Source organism: Pseudomonas yamanorum, assembly GCF_900105735.1.
GTDB lineage: Bacteria > Pseudomonadota > Gammaproteobacteria > Pseudomonadales > Pseudomonadaceae > Aquipseudomonas > Aquipseudomonas yamanorum.
Window position 1 is genome coordinate 6348844 of sequence record NZ_LT629793.1, and the last position, 17987, is coordinate 6366830.

Annotated in this window: 10 protein-coding genes; 6 read left to right on the forward strand and 4 right to left on the reverse strand. The window is 62.1% G+C overall.

Annotated features, from left to right (window positions below; translation table 11 throughout):
• The first annotated feature begins 224 nt into the window (after positions 1 to 224).
• The 4 genes from BLU46_RS29600 to BLU46_RS29615 all read left to right on the forward strand — a co-directional run bounded on the left by BLU46_RS29600 (position 225) and on the right by BLU46_RS29615 (position 12630).
• Positions 225 to 10787: an autotransporter-associated beta strand repeat-containing protein gene (locus tag BLU46_RS29600; protein WP_093208971.1), complete on the forward strand. Its 10563-nt coding sequence runs from the start codon at positions 225 to 227 to the stop codon at positions 10785 to 10787.
• Between the two features lie 166 nt (positions 10788 to 10953).
• Complete coding sequence (locus BLU46_RS29605) at positions 10954 to 11319, forward strand: type II toxin-antitoxin system RelE/ParE family toxin (RefSeq protein ID WP_093208975.1); 366 nt, start codon at positions 10954 to 10956, stop codon at positions 11317 to 11319.
• Positions 11312 to 11617, forward strand: a complete 306-nt coding sequence (locus BLU46_RS29610; RefSeq protein WP_093208979.1) for an XRE family transcriptional regulator — start codon at positions 11312 to 11314, stop codon at positions 11615 to 11617. The genes BLU46_RS29605 and BLU46_RS29610 overlap by 8 nt, the downstream gene beginning before the upstream one ends.
• A gap of 116 nt (positions 11618 to 11733) precedes the next feature.
• On the forward strand, positions 11734 to 12630 hold the full coding sequence (locus BLU46_RS29615) for a LysR family transcriptional regulator (RefSeq protein WP_231988836.1): 897 nt from the start codon (positions 11734 to 11736) through the stop codon (positions 12628 to 12630).
• Here BLU46_RS29615 and BLU46_RS29620 read toward each other — a convergent pair.
• Positions 12620 to 13021: a RidA family protein gene (locus BLU46_RS29620; protein WP_093208988.1), complete on the reverse strand. Its 402-nt coding sequence runs from the start codon at positions 13019 to 13021 to the stop codon at positions 12620 to 12622. The genes BLU46_RS29615 and BLU46_RS29620 overlap by 11 nt on opposite strands.
• A 181-nt stretch (positions 13022 to 13202) precedes the next feature.
• On the opposite strand from BLU46_RS29620, the gene BLU46_RS29625 reads away from it, so the two are divergent.
• Positions 13203 to 14756, forward strand: a complete 1554-nt coding sequence (locus BLU46_RS29625) for a DUF726 domain-containing protein (RefSeq protein ID WP_093208993.1) — start codon at positions 13203 to 13205, stop codon at positions 14754 to 14756.
• Between the two features lie 41 nt (positions 14757 to 14797).
• Positions 14798 to 16117, forward strand: a complete 1320-nt coding sequence (locus BLU46_RS29630) for an Nramp family divalent metal transporter (RefSeq protein ID WP_093208997.1) — start codon at positions 14798 to 14800, stop codon at positions 16115 to 16117.
• 10 nt (positions 16118 to 16127) lie between these two features.
• Here BLU46_RS29630 and BLU46_RS29635 read toward each other — a convergent pair whose 3' ends face one another.
• The 3 genes from BLU46_RS29635 to BLU46_RS29645 all read right to left on the reverse strand — a co-directional run bounded on the left by BLU46_RS29635 (position 16128) and on the right by BLU46_RS29645 (position 17944).
• Complete coding sequence (locus tag BLU46_RS29635) at positions 16128 to 16505, reverse strand: type II toxin-antitoxin system VapC family toxin (RefSeq protein ID WP_063029307.1); 378 nt, start codon at positions 16503 to 16505, stop codon at positions 16128 to 16130.
• The gene (locus tag BLU46_RS33285; protein WP_231988837.1) at positions 16502 to 16873 is read right to left on the reverse strand and encodes a type II toxin-antitoxin system Phd/YefM family antitoxin; all 372 of its coding nucleotides are present in this window, start codon (positions 16871 to 16873) and stop codon (positions 16502 to 16504) included. The genes BLU46_RS29635 and BLU46_RS33285 overlap by 4 nt, the downstream gene beginning before the upstream one ends.
• Before the next feature lie 138 nt (positions 16874 to 17011).
• Positions 17012 to 17944 carry a LysR family transcriptional regulator gene (locus BLU46_RS29645; protein WP_017479862.1) on the reverse strand — a complete coding sequence of 311 codons (933 nt, stop codon included), beginning with the start codon at positions 17942 to 17944 and terminating at the stop codon, positions 17012 to 17014.
• Positions 17945 to 17987: the final 43 nt, after the last annotated feature.

Consider the following 17987-nt stretch of genomic DNA (forward strand, 5'->3'; position numbering starts at 1 on the left):
GGTGAAATCTGAATTTTTGCGCGGCTCAGAGCGTTCAACTCCGCGTTCATTGGACGTCGTCCGGTTTCTGGGCGGCACTCGCCAAAGTATTAATACCATTTATTTCAACGAGTTTTATGCACGCGGCTAACGTTGTGACAAACAGGATCAGTTGTCACCACGGTCAGGTATTTCGACGTCGATGCGTGTTTGGATCTGTATTTGGGGCTTCTACGCATTCATGGATGAAAGGCTTTGACCACAAGGAGTTTCACGTGGAAAGAAGACTTGCTGCTGCCGCTGTACCTCGTATTTCTCCTCTTAATCTTGCTATTCGCCTCGGTATTGCCGGCCTGGTTCTAGGCTTGGCGAGCCCGCAGGCGATGGCTGCTTGTTCGCCGGCAAGTCCCACGGCAGGCGCCACGGTCACCTGTACCGGCGTGCCGAGTTTGCCGCTGTTCTTGAACACCTTTGCCAGTGCGGTCAACGGCCTGACGGTTAACGTCAACAGCGGCGCGCAGATGAACGCGACCCTGGGTGGCCAGGTGCTCAACCTCACGGGCAATAACCTGACCCTCAATAACTCCGGCACCATCGACCCGGCGCTGCTTGGCCTCGTGACTGTGTTGAGCGGTGGTGTGACGCTGGGGAATACGGCGGCGAGTAACGTCACTATCAACAACACCCTCACCGGGATCATCAGGGGCACTGGGGATGTGCTCGGGTTGAACCTGACGAGCCTCGCCGGCATGGCGATGAATGTCGTCAACGGTGCGGGTGGCGTCACCAATATCACCAACAACGGCACTATCGGCTCGAACGCGTTGCTCAACTTGACGCTGTTCTCTTCGGATACGCCGGTGGTAGCGGTGCAGGGTGGCTCGCAGGTCAACATGGTCAACAACGGCACCCTGACCGGACGTGTGGCCTTCGAAACGTCCAGCACCGGCAACACGTTCATCAACACCGGGACGATCTCCGGTGGCGTCTCCATGGGGGCGGCCAGCAGCAACACATTTACCGCCGTGACCGGTTCGACCATCACCAATGGTGGCGGGGTGGGGCTCGGCCTCGGTGGCCTGATCGGCGTGAACCTGACGTTTGCGCCCACCGGGCAAGTTGATGGCGGGGCCGGGGGCAGCAACTCTTTGATCCTGCAAAACACCATTGGTGTGGGCGGTGGCACGAGCGGTGCGGGCACGGCGTCCAGCGCCAACTACGTGAACTTCAACAACCTGACGGTCAACAGCGGTACCTGGACCTTGCAAGGGCCGCTTGTCAGCGGCAGCACAACCCTCAACGGTGGCGTTGCGTCGTTCAACAGCGCCCAGTCGTTCGGCACGGGCGTGCTGACGTCCAATGGCGGGGTGATCCAGGCCAGCAACGCCGGGTTGACCCTCAATAACCTGATTTCCCTGGGCAGCGGCGGGTTGACGGTTCAGGGGGCCAATGGTTCGACGCTGGGAGGCGTGATCTCCGGGAGTGGTGGTTTGACCAAGGCCGGTACCGGGCAGTTGAGCCTCAGTGGTGCCAATACCTATGCCGGCAATACCACGATCAATGGCGGCTCGGTTCAGGTCCTCAACAATCAAGCCTTCAGCACCGGCTCTGTGACATTCGCGGGTTCGGCGTCGTTGAGTGCGCCGGGCACCATCAGCCTGAACAACCTCATCACCCTCAACGGTGCCATGACGGCTACCGGAGCCGGGTCCTTGACCCTGGGAGGCGTGATCAACGGGGCGGGTGGGCTCAGCAAGAGTGGCAGCGGCACCCTGACGCTAAATGGCAACAACACGGCCTTTACAGGCCCTTCTAACCTGAACACCGGCACGTTGGTATTAGGTAATAACAACGCACTGGGTACCGGTGTACTGAACGTCAATGGCGGCGCCAATCTTGATACCGGCGCCAATGTCACCCTGAACAACAACATCATCCTCAACGCCAACCTGGCCACGGTCGGCAGCAACGCACTGACCCTTGGGGGTGTGATCTCGGGTGTGGGAGGGATTACCAAGAATGGCGCCTCGACCCTGACGGTGACAGGCAACAACACCCAGAGCGGCTCTACCACGCTCAACGCCGGCACGCTGCTGGTGGGCAACAACAATGCACTGGGCACCGGCGCCCTGAACACGGCCGCCAGCACGACCCTGGATGCCACCACGGCGGTGATACTGGCCAACACGGTGTTCATGGCGGCGGACTTGACCATCGGCGGCACTCAGGCCCTGGGCCTCACAGGCGCAATCAGCGGAGCGGCCGGCCTGATCAAGAACGGCACTGCGGCGTTGACCCTCGGTGGCGCCAATACCTACACCGGCAACACCATGCTCAATGCCGGTTCGCTGATCGTCGGCTCCAATACGGCGCTGGGTGCAGGCGGCATTTTGAACACGGCCGACGGCACCACGCTGGACGCAAGCACTAATGTTTCCCTGACCAATGGCGTCGGCGTAACCGGCAACCTGAACATTGGCGGGACCGCCGGCCTGACCCTTGGGGGCGTCGTTGCGGGCAGCGGCGGCCTGACCAAAAACGGCGCGGCCAACCTGGTCCTCAACGGTGCCAACACTTTCCTCAACGGCGTAACTCTCAACGCGGGCACGCTGACCGCCGGTAATAACGCGGCCTTGGGCGTCGGTGACCTGACCGTCGCGGGTGCGGCCTCGCTGGACAGCAGCGCCAACGTGACCCTGGCCAACAACATCGCATTAAACGCCGACTTGAGCGTGGCGGGCAGCAACGCCTTGACCCTGGGCGGCGTGCTCAGTGGCGCCAACCAACTGATCAAGAACGGCGCGGCCAACCTGACCCTCAACGGCGCCAACACCTACCAGGGCGGCACGACCCTGAACGCCGGCAGCCTGACCCTGGGCAATGCCACGGCACTGGGCACTGGGGCATTGACGGTGGGCGGCGCCAGTAGCCTCGACAGCACTGGCGCGTTGTCCCTGGGCAATGCGATCAACCTCAATGCCAACCTGACCGCCGGCGGGGCCAACCCGTTGACCCTCGGTGGTGTGATCGCCGGCGCGGGCGGCCTGATCAAGACCGGCGCCTCGAGCCTGACCCTCAATGGCAACAACACCTACACCGGCACCACGGCGCTGAATGCCGGGACCTTGATTGTCGGCGCCAATACCGCGTTGGGCACTGGCGCGCTGAACGCGTCCAACGGCACCACCCTGGACGCCAACACCGCCGCCACCCTGGGCAATGCCGTCAACCTCGGTGGCATCCTGACCCTCGCTGGCAGCAATGCGCTGACCCTCGGCGGCAACGTCAGCGGCATCGGTGGTTTGATCAAGAACGGCGCGGCCGACCTGACCCTCAACGGCAGCAACAACTACCAGGGCGGTACGACGCTCAACACCGGCAAGATCATTGTCGGCGCCAACAACGCCTTGGGCAGCGGTGCGTTGACCACCGCCGCCAACACCAGTTTGGACGCCAGCACCGCCGTCAGCCTGAGCAACCAGATCGGCATGACCGGCCCGCTGACGATCGGCGGTACGGCGGATCTGACCTTGGGCGGCGTCATCAGCGGCAACGGCAACCTGGTGAAAAACGGCACAGCCAACCTGATCCTTAACGGCGTCAATACGTTTATCGACGGCACCTCGTTGAACGCCGGCACGCTGACCGTCGGCAATAATGCGGCCCTCGGCACCGGCAGCCTGGCAGTCAACGGCGCGGCGACGCTGGACAGCAATGCCCCGGTAGCACTGACCAACAGCATTGCCCTGAATGCCGACCTCACCGTCGGCGGCACTCAAGGCCTGACACTGGGCGGCCTTATCGGGGGCACCGGTCAGTTGATCAAGAACGGTGCGGCTAATCTGACCCTCAACGGCATCAATACCTACAGCGGCGGCAGCACCCTCAACGCCGGTACCCTGACGCTGGGTAACGGTGCGGCGCTGGGCAGCGGTAGCCTGACCGTGGGAGGCACCTCCACACTGGACAACAGCACGGCGCTGACCCTGAACAATGGGATCATCCTCAACGCTGATTTGAACGTGGCCGGCAATAACAATCTGGCGCTCGGCGGCGTGATCAGCGGCGCTGGCGCCCTGAACAAAAATGGCTTGGCAGACCTGACGCTCAGCGGCACCAACACCTTTACCGGCGCCTTGAACATCCTTTCCGGCAGCGTCACTACTGCCAGTACCGGCGCACTGGGCAATACCTCCGGCGCCAATGTCAGCGCAGGCGCGTCGCTGATCATGGGCAGCGATGCCAGCCTGGCAACCCTTGCCGGCAGCGGTGATGTGCAGGTCAGCGCAAGCAACACCCTGTCGGTGGGCGGCCTCAATTCCACCAGCACCTTTGACGGCGGCCTGAGTGGCAGCGGCGCCCTGGCCAAGGTCGGCACCGGCACCCTGAACCTGACCGGCATCAATGGCCTCACCGGCGACACCAACGTCAACGCAGGCACCTTGAACCTCAGCGGTTCGCTGGGCAGTGCCAATGTCAACGTCAATACCGGCGCGACTTTCACCGGCACCGGCTCGGTACTGGGTGCGCTGAACGTCAACAATGGCGGCCACCTGGCCTTGAGCAGCGGCAATACGCTGTCGGCCGGTTCGCTGGTGATGGCCGGCAGCGGCAACCTGGACGTAGCGCTTGGCGCACCGTCCACCACCTCGTTGCTCAACGTTGGCGGCAACCTGACCCTCGATGGCAACCTGAACGTCACCGATGCCGGTGGCTTCGGCGTCGGGGTGTATCGCTTGATCAACTACACCGGGGCGCTGACCGACCTGGGCCTGAATGTCACTGGCGTGCCGGTGGGCTTCGGCCTCGGCGACCTGGTGGTGCAAACCTCGGTGGGCAATCAGGTGAACGTACTGGTGGCGGCGCCGAACGCCAATATCCGCTTCTGGGATGGCAGCCAGACTATCGCCAACGGCGTGGTGGACGGCGGCACCGGCAGCTGGACGGCTGGCGGCACCAACTGGACCTCGGTCAATGGCCTGGTCAACCAGCCATGGGCTGCCGACTTCGGCGTGTTTCAGGGGGCAGCCGGCACCGTCACGGTGGTGGGCGGACAATCGTTCACGGGGCTGCAATTCGTGACCGATGGCTACAACCTGGTGAGCGGCGCGGCAGGGCAGTTGACGGCGGTGAACGGCACCGGTGGCAACACCGCGATTCGTGTTGACCCGGGTTCCACCGCGACCATCGGTGTGGGGATTGACGGCAGTGGCACCCTGGCCAAACTCGACAGTGGCACCCTCGTGCTCAATGGCGCCAACAGCTACACCGGAGGCACCGAGCTTCAAGGCGGGACATTGGTGGTGGGCAGCAACACGGCCCTTGGCAGCGGACAATTAAGCACTTCGTCCGGCACCACGCTGGACAGCAACACCGCCGTGTCCCTGGCGAATGGAGTGAGCCTGCTCGGCAACTTGACGGTTGGCGGCAGCAATGCGCTGACCCTCAATGGCGTGATTGGCGGCGTCGGTGGCTTGATCAAAAACGGCGCGGCTAACCTGACCCTCGGTGGCAACAATGCCTTCCTCGGTCCGGTTGCGCTGAACGCGGGCGGGCTGATCCTGGCGTCGAATTCGGCACTGGGCAGCGCCACACTCAATGCCGCCAACGGCACCACGCTGGATGCGGCCACTGCAGTGAGCGTGAACAACGCGATCAACCTGGCCGGTAACCTCGGGGTCGGCGGCACGGCCGACCTGACCCTCGGTGGCGCTCTCAACGGCGCCGGCAGCCTGACCAAAAACGGCGCGGCCAATCTGGTCCTGAATGGCGCCAATGGTTTCCTCGGTGGAATCACCTTGAACGCCGGGACCCTGACGGCGGGGAACACTTCGGCGCTGGGCCTGGGTAACTTGACGGTGGCAGGCGCTTCGAACCTGGACAGCAACACGGCGTTGAGCCTGGCCAATAACATCGCCCTGAACGCCAATCTGGGCGTTACCGGCAGCAATGACCTGACCCTCGGCGGCGTGACCAGCGGGGCAGGCGGCGTGAGTAAAAACGGCGCGGCGAACCTGACGCTCAATGGCACCAATACCTATACCGGCGGCACCACGCTGAACGCCGGTACCTTGACTCTCGGCGGTGCAGCGGCACTCGGCTCAGGCACCTTGACCGTGGCCGGGCCTTCGACGCTGGACAACAGTTCGGCGCTGGTGCTGGCCAACAACGTCACGGTCAACGACAACCTGAGTGTGACCGGCACCAACAACCTGACCTTGGGCGGCGTGTTGGATGGCGCTGGCACCCTGACCAAAAATGGCGCAGCCGACCTGACCCTTGGCGGCAACAACACCTTCAGCGGCAATTTCAATGTACTCGGCGGTAGCCTGACCACCACCAGTGCGACGGCGCTCGGCAATAACGCCGGCTTGAACCTGGGTGCCGGTACCCAGCTCAATCTCGGGGCTTCTGCCAGCCTTGGCAGCCTGACCGGCAACGGCACCGCACTGATCGGCGGCGGCAATATCCTCAGCCTGGGTGGCGGCAACCAGAGCAGTACCTTTGACGGGGTACTCGACGGTGGTGGGCAACTGAACAAACTCGGTACCGGTACCTTGACCCTCAGCGGCATCAACACCCTGACCGGCGACACCAGCGTCAACGGTGGCACCCTGAATCTCAGCGGCTCCCTGGCCAGCGGTAATGTCGCGGTCAACAGCGGCGCGACGCTCACGGGCACCGGCAGCCTTGGCGGCGCCGTCACCGTGGCCGATGGCGGGCACCTGGCAGGCTCGACCGGCAGTACCTTGTCGGTGGGCTCGCTGGTGTTGTCGGGTAACTCCAACCTGGATGTCGGGCTGGGTACACCGGTCGTCGGTGGCGGTAATGCGCTGATCAATGTCGGCGGTAACCTGACCCTGGACGGCAACCTCAACGTCAGCGACATCGGCGGCTTTGGCAGTGGTGTGTATCGCATCATCAACTACACCGGCGGCTTGACCGACAACGGCCTGGTGATCGGCGCGGTGCCCGGCAGCGTGACGCCGGGGGATCTGCAGGTGCAGACGGCAGTCGGTAATCAGGTCAACCTGCTGGTGACGGCACCGAACACCACTGTGCAGTTCTGGGACGGCGGCCAACTGGTGGGCGACGGCACCGTTCACGGCGGCAGCGGCACCTGGGGCACCGGTACGACCAACTGGACCAATGTGGACGGTACTGTCAATCAGGCCTGGGGCAACAGTTTCGCGGTGTTCCAGGGCACGGCGGGCACGGTCACGGTCAACGGTACGCAAAGCATCACCGGCCTGCAGTTCGCCACCGACGGCTACAGCCTGGTGGACGGCACGGCGGGCGCGTTGAACCTGGTCAATGGCGGCACCGGGAATGCGGCGATTCGTGTCGACCCTGACAACACTGCCACCATCGGCGTGGCCATCAACGGCGCCGGCACGCTGGGCAAGTACGACACCGGCACCTTGGTACTCAATGGCACCAACGGCTACACCGGCGGCACTGCCCTCAATGGCGGCAAGCTGGTGGTGGGCAATGACAGCGCACTCGGCACCGGCGTATTGACGACGGCCAACGGCACCGCGCTGGACAGCAACACGGCGGTCAACCTGGCTAACGCGGTGGTTGTGAACGGCGCCTTGAATGTCGCCGGGTCCAACGCCTTGACCCTGGGCGGTGTGGTCAGTGGCAGCGGCAGCCTGGTCAAGAACGGTGCGGCCAGCCTGACCCTCAATGGCAACAACACCTTCAGCGGCGGGACGCAGTTGGCGGCAGGCACGCTGATCCTCGGCAATAACAATGCCTTGGGCAGTGGTGCCCTGGGTGTTACCGGCAATTCAGTACTCGACAGCACGGCGGCGTTGCAGCTCAATAATGGGATCAACCTCGGTGCGCAACTGGGCCTCGCGGGCACTCAAGACACCACCCTCGGTGGCGTCATCAGTGGCACTGGCAGCCTGGTGAAAAACGGCAATGGTTCACTACTGCTCACCGGTGCCAACACCTACAGCGGCGGCACCACCTTGAACGGCGGTATCACTTCGGGTGACACCAGCAGCCTGCAGGGCGCGATCGCCAACAATGCGACCCTGACCTTCGAACAGGCGGCGGATGGCACCTACACCGGCAACCTCACTGGCGCCGGCGTGCTGAACAAAAACGGTACCGGCGACCTGCTGCTCAGTGGCAACAACACCTTTACCGGCGATACCAACGTCAACGCCGGCGGCCTGTTGGTCAATGGCACGTTGAACAGCGCCAATGTGCTGGTGGGCAGTGGCGCCTCCCTGGGCGGTTCGGGCCAACTGGCGGGTACGGTCACCCTGGCGAACGGCTCGACCCTGACCGCAGGCACTGGCGGCACCCCGTTGTCGGTAGGCGGTCTCAACTTGTCGTCGGGGACCAACCTGGACTTCAGCCTCGGCGCGCCGGGCGCTTCTACCTCGGTGGTGAATGTGGCCGGCAACCTGACCCTGGACGGCACGCTGAACGTCACCGACGCCGGCGGCTTCGGCACCGGGGTTTACCAACTGTTCCGCTACGGCGGCAGCCTGACCGACAACGGCCTGGCTTACGGCACGCTGCCTTCGGGCATCCTGCCGGGCGCGCTGACCTTGCAAACCGCGCTGGCCAATCAGGTCAACCTGCTGGTGCAAACCACGCCGGGGCAAGTCCAGTTCTGGAACGGCGGCACCACCAATCCTGACGGCACGATCACCGGCGGCAGCGGGATGTGGGGCCCGGGCACCAACTGGACCGATCCGAACGGCACCCAGGGCCAGGCGTCAACCAACCAGTTCGCAGTGTTTGGCGGGCAGGGCGGGACCGTGACAGTGGAGGGTAATCAGGGCTTCACCGGTCTGCAGTTCCTCGATCCGGGCTACTCGCTGGTGGCCGGTGCAGGCGGCAGCCTGAGCCCGACCAATGCGCCGGACGGCAGCTTGGCCGCAGCACGGGTCAACGCTGGCGTGACCACGCAGATCGATGCGCCGCTGGTGGGCACGGGCGGCATCAACAAGCTGGATGCCGGTACCTTGGTGCTGACGGGCGCCAATACTTACACCGGCGGCACCACCGTCAGTGGCGGGACCTTGGCCGGTAACACCACCAGCCTGCGGGGCAATATCCGCAACAACGCGCGCTTGCTGTTCACGCAACTGAGCAGCGGCCAATTCAACGGAGTGCTCAGCGGTACCGGTGCGCTGGTCAAGCAAGGTGCGGGTACGCTGCTGCTGACCGGCAACCAGCCGTTCAGCGGGACGGTGGCGGTGGATCAGGGCGTGTTGCAAGTCGGCAACGCGGCCAATCCAAATGCAGTGTTCGGTGGGCAGGTCACCGTGGCTAACGGTGCCGGGCTGACGGGCAATGGCAGCGTTGGTTCGCTGGTCAACCACGGTGCGGTGGCCCCGGACAGTGGCAAGCTGAGCGTCGCCGGCAACTTCACCAACGCCACCGATGGCGCGCTGAACCTGGTTATCACCCCATCGGCTGCCGGGGCCCTGGCGGTAGGCGGCACGGCGGACCTGGCGGGCACGCTGAATGTGGTCAACCTGGCGCCGTATGCCGGGCCAACTACCTACACCTTGTTGACCGCCGACGGCGGGGTCACCGGAACGTTCGCTACCACCAACCTTGAGAACCTGGCGTTCCTCAATACCGCGCTCAGCTACAGCCCGAACCAGGTTGCGCTGGCGGTCAGCCGCAATAATGTCAGCTACGCCAGCGTGGCGGCCACCGGCAATCAGCGGGCGGTAGCGGCAGCACTGGGCAGTGGCGCAGCGGTGGGCGGTGCGGCGGTGCAAAACGCACTGCTCAACGGCAGCGTCGCCGGGGCTCGCGCCGCGTTCGACAACCTGTCGGGGGAAATCCACGCCAGTACCGCCAGCGCCTTGCTCGAAGACTCGCGTTACATCCGTGATGCGGTCAATGAGCGCCTGCGCCAACCCGGCTGCTACCGTAAGGACGATCCCCGCAGCAGCCTGGCACCGAGCGAAAACCAGCTGAGCAGCGCCGGTTGCCAAGGCGAAATGGTCGGCTGGGCACGTGTGCTGGGCACCTGGGGGCATATGGGCGGCGACAGCAACACCGCCAACCTGGATCGCAACCTCAGTGGCTTCCTGCTGGGTACCGATAAACAACTGGATGACGCCTGGCGCGCCGGTGTTGCCGCCGGTTACACCCGCAGCGACCTCGACGCCAAGCACCGCAACTCCAGCGCCGACGTCGACAGCTATCACCTGATGGCCTACACCGCGTACCAGCAGGAAGCGTTCGCCGCACGGATGGGCGTGGCCTACAGCTGGCACGACATCGAGAGCAAGCGCGACGTAGCGGTGGGTGGTGTGGGTCAACGCCTGAAGGCCGACTACAAGGCGCGCAGCGCGCAAGTGTTCGGTGAAGTCGGCTACACCATTCAAACCGGCAGCGTCGCCCTGGAACCGTTCGCCGGCCTGGCCTACGTCAACTACGATAGCGACACCATCAAGGAGAAGGGCGGCTCGGCAGCCCTGCGCGGTGATGCCGATCAAGACGTCACCTTCTCCACCCTGGGCCTGCGTGCCGGCCAGACCATCACTTTGGGCAACGGCTCGAAAATCACACCGCGGGGCAGCATCGGCTGGCGTCATGCCTTCGGTGATACCAAGCCGGATGCGGACCTGAGCTTTATCAACGGCGGTGGAACTTCATTCAGTACCCAAGGTGTGCCGATTGCCAAGGACAGCGCCGTGCTGGAAGCCGGCATCGACTATCAGATCAGCCCCAACGGCAAGCTGGGCCTGGGCTACTCCGGCCAGGTCTCGCGCAACGACAAGGACCATGCGATGACCATCAGTTTCTCCCTCGGTTTCTGATCAAGACCGAGTCTCTTCAACCGCCCGAAAGGGCGGTTTTTTTATGGGCGGATAATTGTGCGGGAAAAACCTGCAAACATTTTTCCGGGGAAAACGGGAGGCTGTGCGCCCCTCAGGCTTCTACAGTTATGCACTTGAGTTTATATTCCATGGATGGAATATTTGCATGAGTTGGGACGTTGAATATACGGATGAGTTTGGCGGCTGGTGGGGCGAACTGGATACGAAGGAGCAGTCCTCGGTATCGGCCAGCATGGATTTGCTGGGCTTTTTGGGGCCAGGCCTGGGGTTTCCCCACAGCAGTGATATCAAGGGGGCGCGGCATGGCAACCTGCGAGCACTGCGGATACAGCACGCGGGGCGACCTTATCGGGTGCTGTACGCATTTGATCCACGCCGGTGTGCCTTATTGCTGATAGGCGGGGACAAAACAGGACGAGGCCGCTGGTATGACGAATACGTCCCGCTGGCTGAGACCTTGTATGACGAACATTTGGAAACCCTGCGTAAAGAGGGCCGTCACCATGGCTAAAAAATTCAGTGAGCTTCAGGCTCGCATGACACCGCAAGCTCGGGCCGATGCAGAGCGCATCCTCCAGCAGCACCTTAAAGAAATGCCTCTGCATGAACTGCGCAAGGCGCAACAGATGAGCCAGGACACGTTGGCCAAGGCGCTGAATATCAACCAGGCGGCAGTGTCCAAAATGGAGCGTCGCACCGACATGTATATCAGCACGCTGCGTAACTACATTCGCGCCATGGGAGGGGAGCTGGAAATTGTCGCCACGTTTCCTGATGGCCAGGTAAAGATCGAAAACTTTGCCAATTGAGTGATTTTCTCCGTCAACGCCCGGCTATGTGCCGGGCTTTTTGTGATCTGAATACCTGTCGCCATTGTGCAGCTTTATAGACAATACTTGGCATTCTCGCCCTATCGGCCATCACCATGAACCAACTCCTCGCCATGCGTGCCTTCGTCCGCGTCGTCGAAACCGGCGCCTTCAGCCGCGCCTCCGACCAGTTGGCGCTGCCGCGCTCCACCGTCAGCAAACTCATCACCGACCTGGAGAAGCACCTTGGCGTCAAGCTGATGCACCGCACCACCCGTGCGTTGGCGGCGACGCCGGAAGGGTTGGAATACTACAACCACGCGCTTTGCCTGGTGGCCGAGCTGGATGAACTGGACAACGCCCTGCGCGGGCAGAAGCTCAAGCCCAGTGGTCACCTGAAGGTGGATGCGCCGGCGTCCTTTGCCAATTGCCTGTTGATACCTGCGCTGGTGGATTTTCATCGCGAGTACCCCGACATCACAATCGCCCTGGGCATCAGCGACCGCGCCGTGAATATCGTGGGGGAGGGTGTGGATTGCGTGCTGCGGGTCGGCAAGCTGGATGATATGGCCATGATCGGCCGCAAGGTTGCGGACCTGGAGTACGTCACTTGCGCCGCGCCCGGCTACCTTGAACGCATGGGCACGCCCGCATCTCCTGAAGACCTCGAAAAGAATCACCTCAAGGCCGGCTATTTTTTTGCCGGATCGGGCAAGCCGGAACCGTTGATTTTCGAGCAAGGCACCACTCGATACGAAGTAGGCCAGTGCGCCTTTTCGACCAACGAAGGCAATGGCCTCAAGGAAATGCTGCTCGCTGGCCTGGGCGTCGGACAGCATTTCAAGTCCATCGTTGATTACTACGTCGAGACTGGCCAACTCGTCCCGGTGCTGGCGGACTGGACTCGGCCCGCCGCCCCGTTGCACATCATCTACCCACCCAATCGACATCAGAACGCCCGGCTGAAGGTGTTTATCGACTGGGTGATCGAGCGGTTCGGCGTCAGGCAATAATCGCCGTCACGCGGATTTCAATACGCATCGCTGGCAGTCCCAGGGCCTCCACCCCCAGTTCGGTCCAGATCGGCGCGTGATTGGGCATGTAATGGCGGTACCACTTGACCATCTGCTCGTTCACCTCGGGAGGAAAACCGCCCACGTGGTAGGAGTTGACGTGGATCACATGCTCCCAGCCGGCACCTGCTTCTGCCAGGGTGCGATCCAGGTTGTGAAAGGCCAGGGCGATCTCGTCAGTGAGGGATTCGGGAATCTGAAACTGGTCATCCCAGCCGCCCTGGCCCGAGGTTTCGACACGGTTTCCGATTTTTACGGCCTGGGCGTAATGCAGGGTTTCCCGTGCAATGTCGCCGTAACCGGGTGTGATGAAAAATTCGGGCTTGCTCATGGTGTTCCTCGGTTTCAGTGGTTGACCCGACAAAGGTTAATGGACTGAATCTGCGAACAAAATCCACGTTTTCTGTCATCACTGTGCAGGAATATGGATAGTCCGAGTATCAGTTTTTCACATTCCCGCAGCCCGCCCTTTGTTACTATCGCCCTCCGTCGTCGCCAGGAGTCACCGCCACATGCAACACCAGTGGGATGAAATGCACCGTACCCGCAAGCCCACGTTTGTGTTGTGTGGCGAGCCCCAAGGGGAGGTGCTCAATCTCTACGTGCACGGTTATTCGGCGTTCTTCAACCAGCAGCAACTGGGCAACTTCTCCCGGCAGCTGGCAACCATCGAAGGCTCTACCAACCTGATGCTGTTCTGGCCGGCGGGGCACTTCCTGGAAAACCTGTTTGCACCGTTCAAGGATGTGATCGCTTCGATGCTCGGCGGTGGCGCCCTGGGTGCGGCGACCATCGGGGTGGGCAAGGCGATTGCCTATTTCCTCGACCACTATAAAAGCGTCGAGGCGCGGGTGGATGAGGTCGCCAAAAGTCTGCTGCCCGAGTTGGCCAATTACCTGCACGGCGAGTCGATCAAGGTGCGGCAGATCAACCTGATCGGCCATTCCCTGGGCGCGCGGCTCCTGGTCAAGAGCCTGCTGGCCAGCCCCGAAGTGGCGCGTGAATTGCCGCTGAACAACCTGTTGCTGATGGGCGGCGCGATTTGTACGTCCAGCCCTTGGGACCTGGTGTCGGCGCCGCTCAAGGGACGGGTGATCAACTGCCATTCGAGCAAGGATTGGGCGCTGGCGCTCAAGCCCGACACCGAGCGTTGTATCGGCCGTTATGCCATCCCGCTGACACCCGCGCTCAAGGCCAAGGTCGCAAATGTGCACCTGGCCACTTTCGACCATGCCGCTTACTGGCCTCAATTGAAAACGGTGGTGCAGTACACCGACCTGCTGCAGGAGCGCCGGGGCATGATCCGCGCCGATCAGCGTAGCCCTGAAGTGCGCTTTGCCGAAGAGGATGTCGACCTGTTCCCGCTGCTGGTGCAGGCGCGGCCGGAGGAGTTGAAGTTCTTCGCTGAGCTGATGGCGCAAAAGCGCAGTTCCTCGATCGACGCCACAGTGCGCGAACCCTTGAAGCTGGCCATCGAGTTGCAGCGCATGGGCGGCGATACCTTTATGAACCTGGCCCGGGGGCATGGCGTGAGCTATCGCGAAATCGCCCAGGACGTCGCGCAGCGGGTGGGTATCAAGTTTGATGAACCGATCGAGAAGGTGGCCCTGGCGGATCTGGAACTGCAGGTCGCCGAGCGGCTGATCGAGCAATACAAGGACAAGCTCAGCCAGGCCGATCGGCAAGTGTTCGAGGCGGAACTGCAGGCTGCGGCGCAAAAGGAGCAGGGCTTTTTCAGTCGTTTCGATGTCGGACGTTCCGCCACCACCGCCCTGAGCGGCACTGCGTTGGCCGGGTTGACCGGGTTTATCCTGCGCCGGGGCGCGGCCACGGCCATTCCTGTGGTAGGGCAGGCGCTGGCGGCGGCGATGCTGCTGGTCTCCGGCGTGCGGGCGTTTTCCGGCCCGGCATATTCCATCACCACCCTGGCGGTGCTGGTGATCGGGGTGATTCGCGAGCGTCTGGAGCGTGAGGCACTGAACCAGGAGATGGATCTGGTGGTCCAGGTGGTAGAGGCATTTGATCTGCCCCGGGAGACGGTGATGCGTACCGTCGCGTCTGACTGATAAGCTGCGTTCACGTCTTGTGTGAAAGCCTGGTACCCCGCGTGAAATTCAGCCTGCCCAAAATCGCTACTGCACCGTTCTGCCCGCCGGAAGTCGCCGGTTCCATCGTCGTTGATCCCCGTGCGTCGTTTTTCAAGCGCGTGCTGAAGTTCGCCGGCCCCGGTTTGCTGATCTCCATCGGCTACATGGACCCGGGCAACTGGGCCACCGCCATCGAGGCCGGTTCGCGCTACGGCTACAACCTGTTGTTTGTGGTGTTGCTGGCGAGCCTGGCGGGGATGGCGGTGCAGTGTTTGTGCTCGCGGCTGGGTATCGCCACCGGCAAGGACCTCGCGCAGCTGAGCCGCGAGCGTTACAGCCGGCGCTCGTCATTCGTGCAGTGGATCCTCGCGGAAGTCTCGATCATTGCCACCGACCTCGCCGAAGTCCTCGGCTGCGCCCTGGCGTTTCACCTGTTGCTGGGGGTGTCGCTGACCACCGGGATTGTCATCACCGCCTTTGATACGTTGCTGATCCTGGCCTTGCAAAATCGTGGTTTCCGCCGGCTGGAAGCGATCATGCTGGCGTTAGTGGCGACCATCGGCGTGTGTTTCTTCATCGAACTGGTGCTGATCAAGCCTTACTGGCCGGATGTGTTCCGTGGGTTCACCCCGTCGCTGTCCGCCATCAGCGATGCCGCACCGCTGTACCTGGCCATCGGAATTCTGGGGGCCACGGTGATGCCCCATAACCTGTACCTGCATACCTCTATCGTGCAAACCCGCCTGTTCGGCAAGGATTTGGCCAGTCGCCAGGACGCGGTGAAACTGGCGCGTATCGACACCATCGGTTCCCTGGCCCTGGCACTGCTGGTCAATGCGGCGATCCTGATACTGGCCGCCGCCGCGTTCCACCAGACCGGCCACACCGACGTGGTGGAAATCCAGGACGCTTATCACCTGCTCGACCCACTGGTCGGTGGCGCCTTCGCCAGTGTGCTGTTCGGTGTTGCGCTGTTGGCTTCCGGCCAGAGCTCCACGTTCACCGGCACCATCGCCGGGCAAGTGATCATGGAAGGTTATCTCAACCTGCGCATCCCCTGCTGGCAGCGACGCCTGATTACCCGTGGCCTGGCGCTGATCCCGGCGTTCCTCGGTGTGTGGCTGATGGGCGACGATGCCATCGGCAAGCTGTTGATCCTCAGCCAGGTGGTATTGAGCCTGCAGTTGCCATTTGCGTTGTACCCGCTGATCCGCATGACGGGGGACAAGCGCCTGATGGGGCCGTTCGTGAACAGTGTGCCGACGCGTCTGTTGGCTTGGAGTTTGTTTGTGGTGATCAGCGGGGCGAATGCCTGGCTGATCGGGCAGTGGTTGTTTTGAGCGAAGTGATTTACGTCAAGACGGCCAATGATGTGTATTTCGCCACTATCGGGTCCGCGGTCACTAACTTCATCGGCTCAATAATAGCCGTCGCAATGATGAGCCGATCAAACGGGTCCCTGTGATGGTGTTCAAGGTCCTTGACCGCGATGGCATGCTCCGGGGTTATGGGCAGTTCCACGTAGCCGCTTTCCAGGCAGTATTCGCGAATTTCGTCCAGGTTGACGTTGAGCTTCCCGAGCCCGACCTTTATCGCCAGTTCCCAGAATGTGGCGGCGCTGACGTAAATTTCTGCTGCGTTCTCGATCAGTTTTCGGGCCTTTGCTGACAGTTTTGGATCATCGCTCAGGGCCCAAAGCAGGATATGGGTATCCAGCAGTATTCTCATGGGTGGTTTCCCTCAAACGCATCCAGCATGTCGTCTGGCAATGGCGCATCAAAGTCATCCGGCACCACCAGTTTGCCCTTCATTGCGCCGATTCGCCGGCCTGTCGGTTTCCCGACAGGAACAAGGCGAGCCATCGCGCGCCCATGCTTGGCTATGGTGATGATTTGGCCGGCGGCGGCATCATCGACCAATTTTGATAAATTATTTTTTGCTTCACCCAACGGTACGGTAATCATTTGGTCTTCCCGAGGTTTTGGCCAAATATAGCCAAAATTTCGTAAGCAGGCAAAGATCAACCGACTGCTGGTGGAAGGTGATTTTTGCGGGGACGATTGTAGGTTTCCGAACGGGTAATGACTGGCATCCATGACGTCTCTCCTCAAGGAATTCGTCGAAGTCTGCCCGAGAGCAAGAGGTTTTTGACCCATGTTTTGGAAAATCAGATCGGACTTACTTAAGGGGGGACTTTTCCCGACAGTGCGGGCCGAATAGTTTCCCACGGTTACTCAACGGTCCCAGTACGGCACTGCCCCAAAACACTCGACGAAGTAGTCGATCACCGTCCGCACCTTCAACGACAGCCGCCGACTGCCCGGCCACAGCGCCGCAATCTGTTGCGGCTCCAGGGTCGTCGCCACTTCGTAGTCGGTCAGCACCGCCTGCAGCGTGCCGGCACGCAGCCCTTCGCCGATCAACCAAGATGGAAACACCACCAGCCCCAGGCCTTGCTCGGCGGCGTGGGTCAGAGTGTCGGCGTGGTTGCCGGTGATCGGGCCCTTGACGCTGTAGGACGTCCAGTCGTCCTGGTCGCGGCGGAAGAACCAGCGTTGTTGGCCGGTGACACCCTTGTAGGCCAGGCACTGGTGGTTCACCAGTTCGTCCGGATGGCGCGGCGTACCGAAACGTTCCAGGTAGCCGGGGCTGGCCGCAAGGCGGAAGCGCTGCGGGGCGAAGATTCGCGCTTGCATGCCGGAATCGTTCAGCACGCCGATGCGAAACAGCAGGTCGGTGCCGTCTTGCAGCGGGTCGACGTAGGTGTCGGTTTGCTGGATATCCAGTTGCAGCTTCGGATAACGCCTGCACAACTCCCCAAGCCACGGCGAGAGATGGCGCTGGCCAAACACCATCGGCGCATTGATACGCACCAGGCCGCTGGGTTCGCTTTCCTGTTCCTGCAATGCCTGGCCGGCGACTTCCAGTTGCTCCAGCATCAACCGCGCATGATGCCCAAGCAGGCGCCCGGCTTCGGTAGGGCTGACCGCACGGGTGTGGCGGTACAGCAACTGTTGGCCAAGGGCTTGCTCCATCAACTGGATTTGCCGGGAAATGGAGGAGGGTGCCAGCCCTTCACGGCGTGCGACTTCGGAGAAACTGCCGTAGTCCAGTACTGCGACAAACAGGCGAAGCGCCTTGAAACTCAGTTCGTTCAAGCCCTGCATCATGACTCCATGCTGTGCGCATTGCGCAAAGGTGTTGTCGGCA

Coding starts and splice junctions, on each gene's coding strand:
- BLU46_RS29600 (WP_093208971.1), top strand. CDS start 225: ATGAAAGGCTTTGACCACAAGGAGTTTCACGTGGAAAGAAGACTTGCT.
- BLU46_RS29605 (WP_093208975.1), top strand. CDS start 10,954: ATGAGTTGGGACGTTGAATATACGGATGAGTTTGGCGGCTGGTGGGGC.
- BLU46_RS29610 (WP_093208979.1), top strand. CDS start 11,312: ATGGCTAAAAAATTCAGTGAGCTTCAGGCTCGCATGACACCGCAAGCT.
- BLU46_RS29615 (WP_231988836.1), top strand. CDS start 11,734: ATGAACCAACTCCTCGCCATGCGTGCCTTCGTCCGCGTCGTCGAAACC.
- BLU46_RS29620 (WP_093208988.1), bottom strand. CDS start 13,021: ATGAGCAAGCCCGAATTTTTCATCACACCCGGTTACGGCGACATTGCA.
- BLU46_RS29625 (WP_093208993.1), top strand. CDS start 13,203: ATGCAACACCAGTGGGATGAAATGCACCGTACCCGCAAGCCCACGTTT.
- BLU46_RS29635 (WP_063029307.1), bottom strand. CDS start 16,505: ATGAGAATACTGCTGGATACCCATATCCTGCTTTGGGCCCTGAGCGAT.
- BLU46_RS33285 (WP_231988837.1), bottom strand. CDS start 16,873: ATGGATGCCAGTCATTACCCGTTCGGAAACCTACAATCGTCCCCGCAA.
- BLU46_RS29645 (WP_017479862.1), bottom strand. CDS start 17,944: ATGCAGGGCTTGAACGAACTGAGTTTCAAGGCGCTTCGCCTGTTTGTC.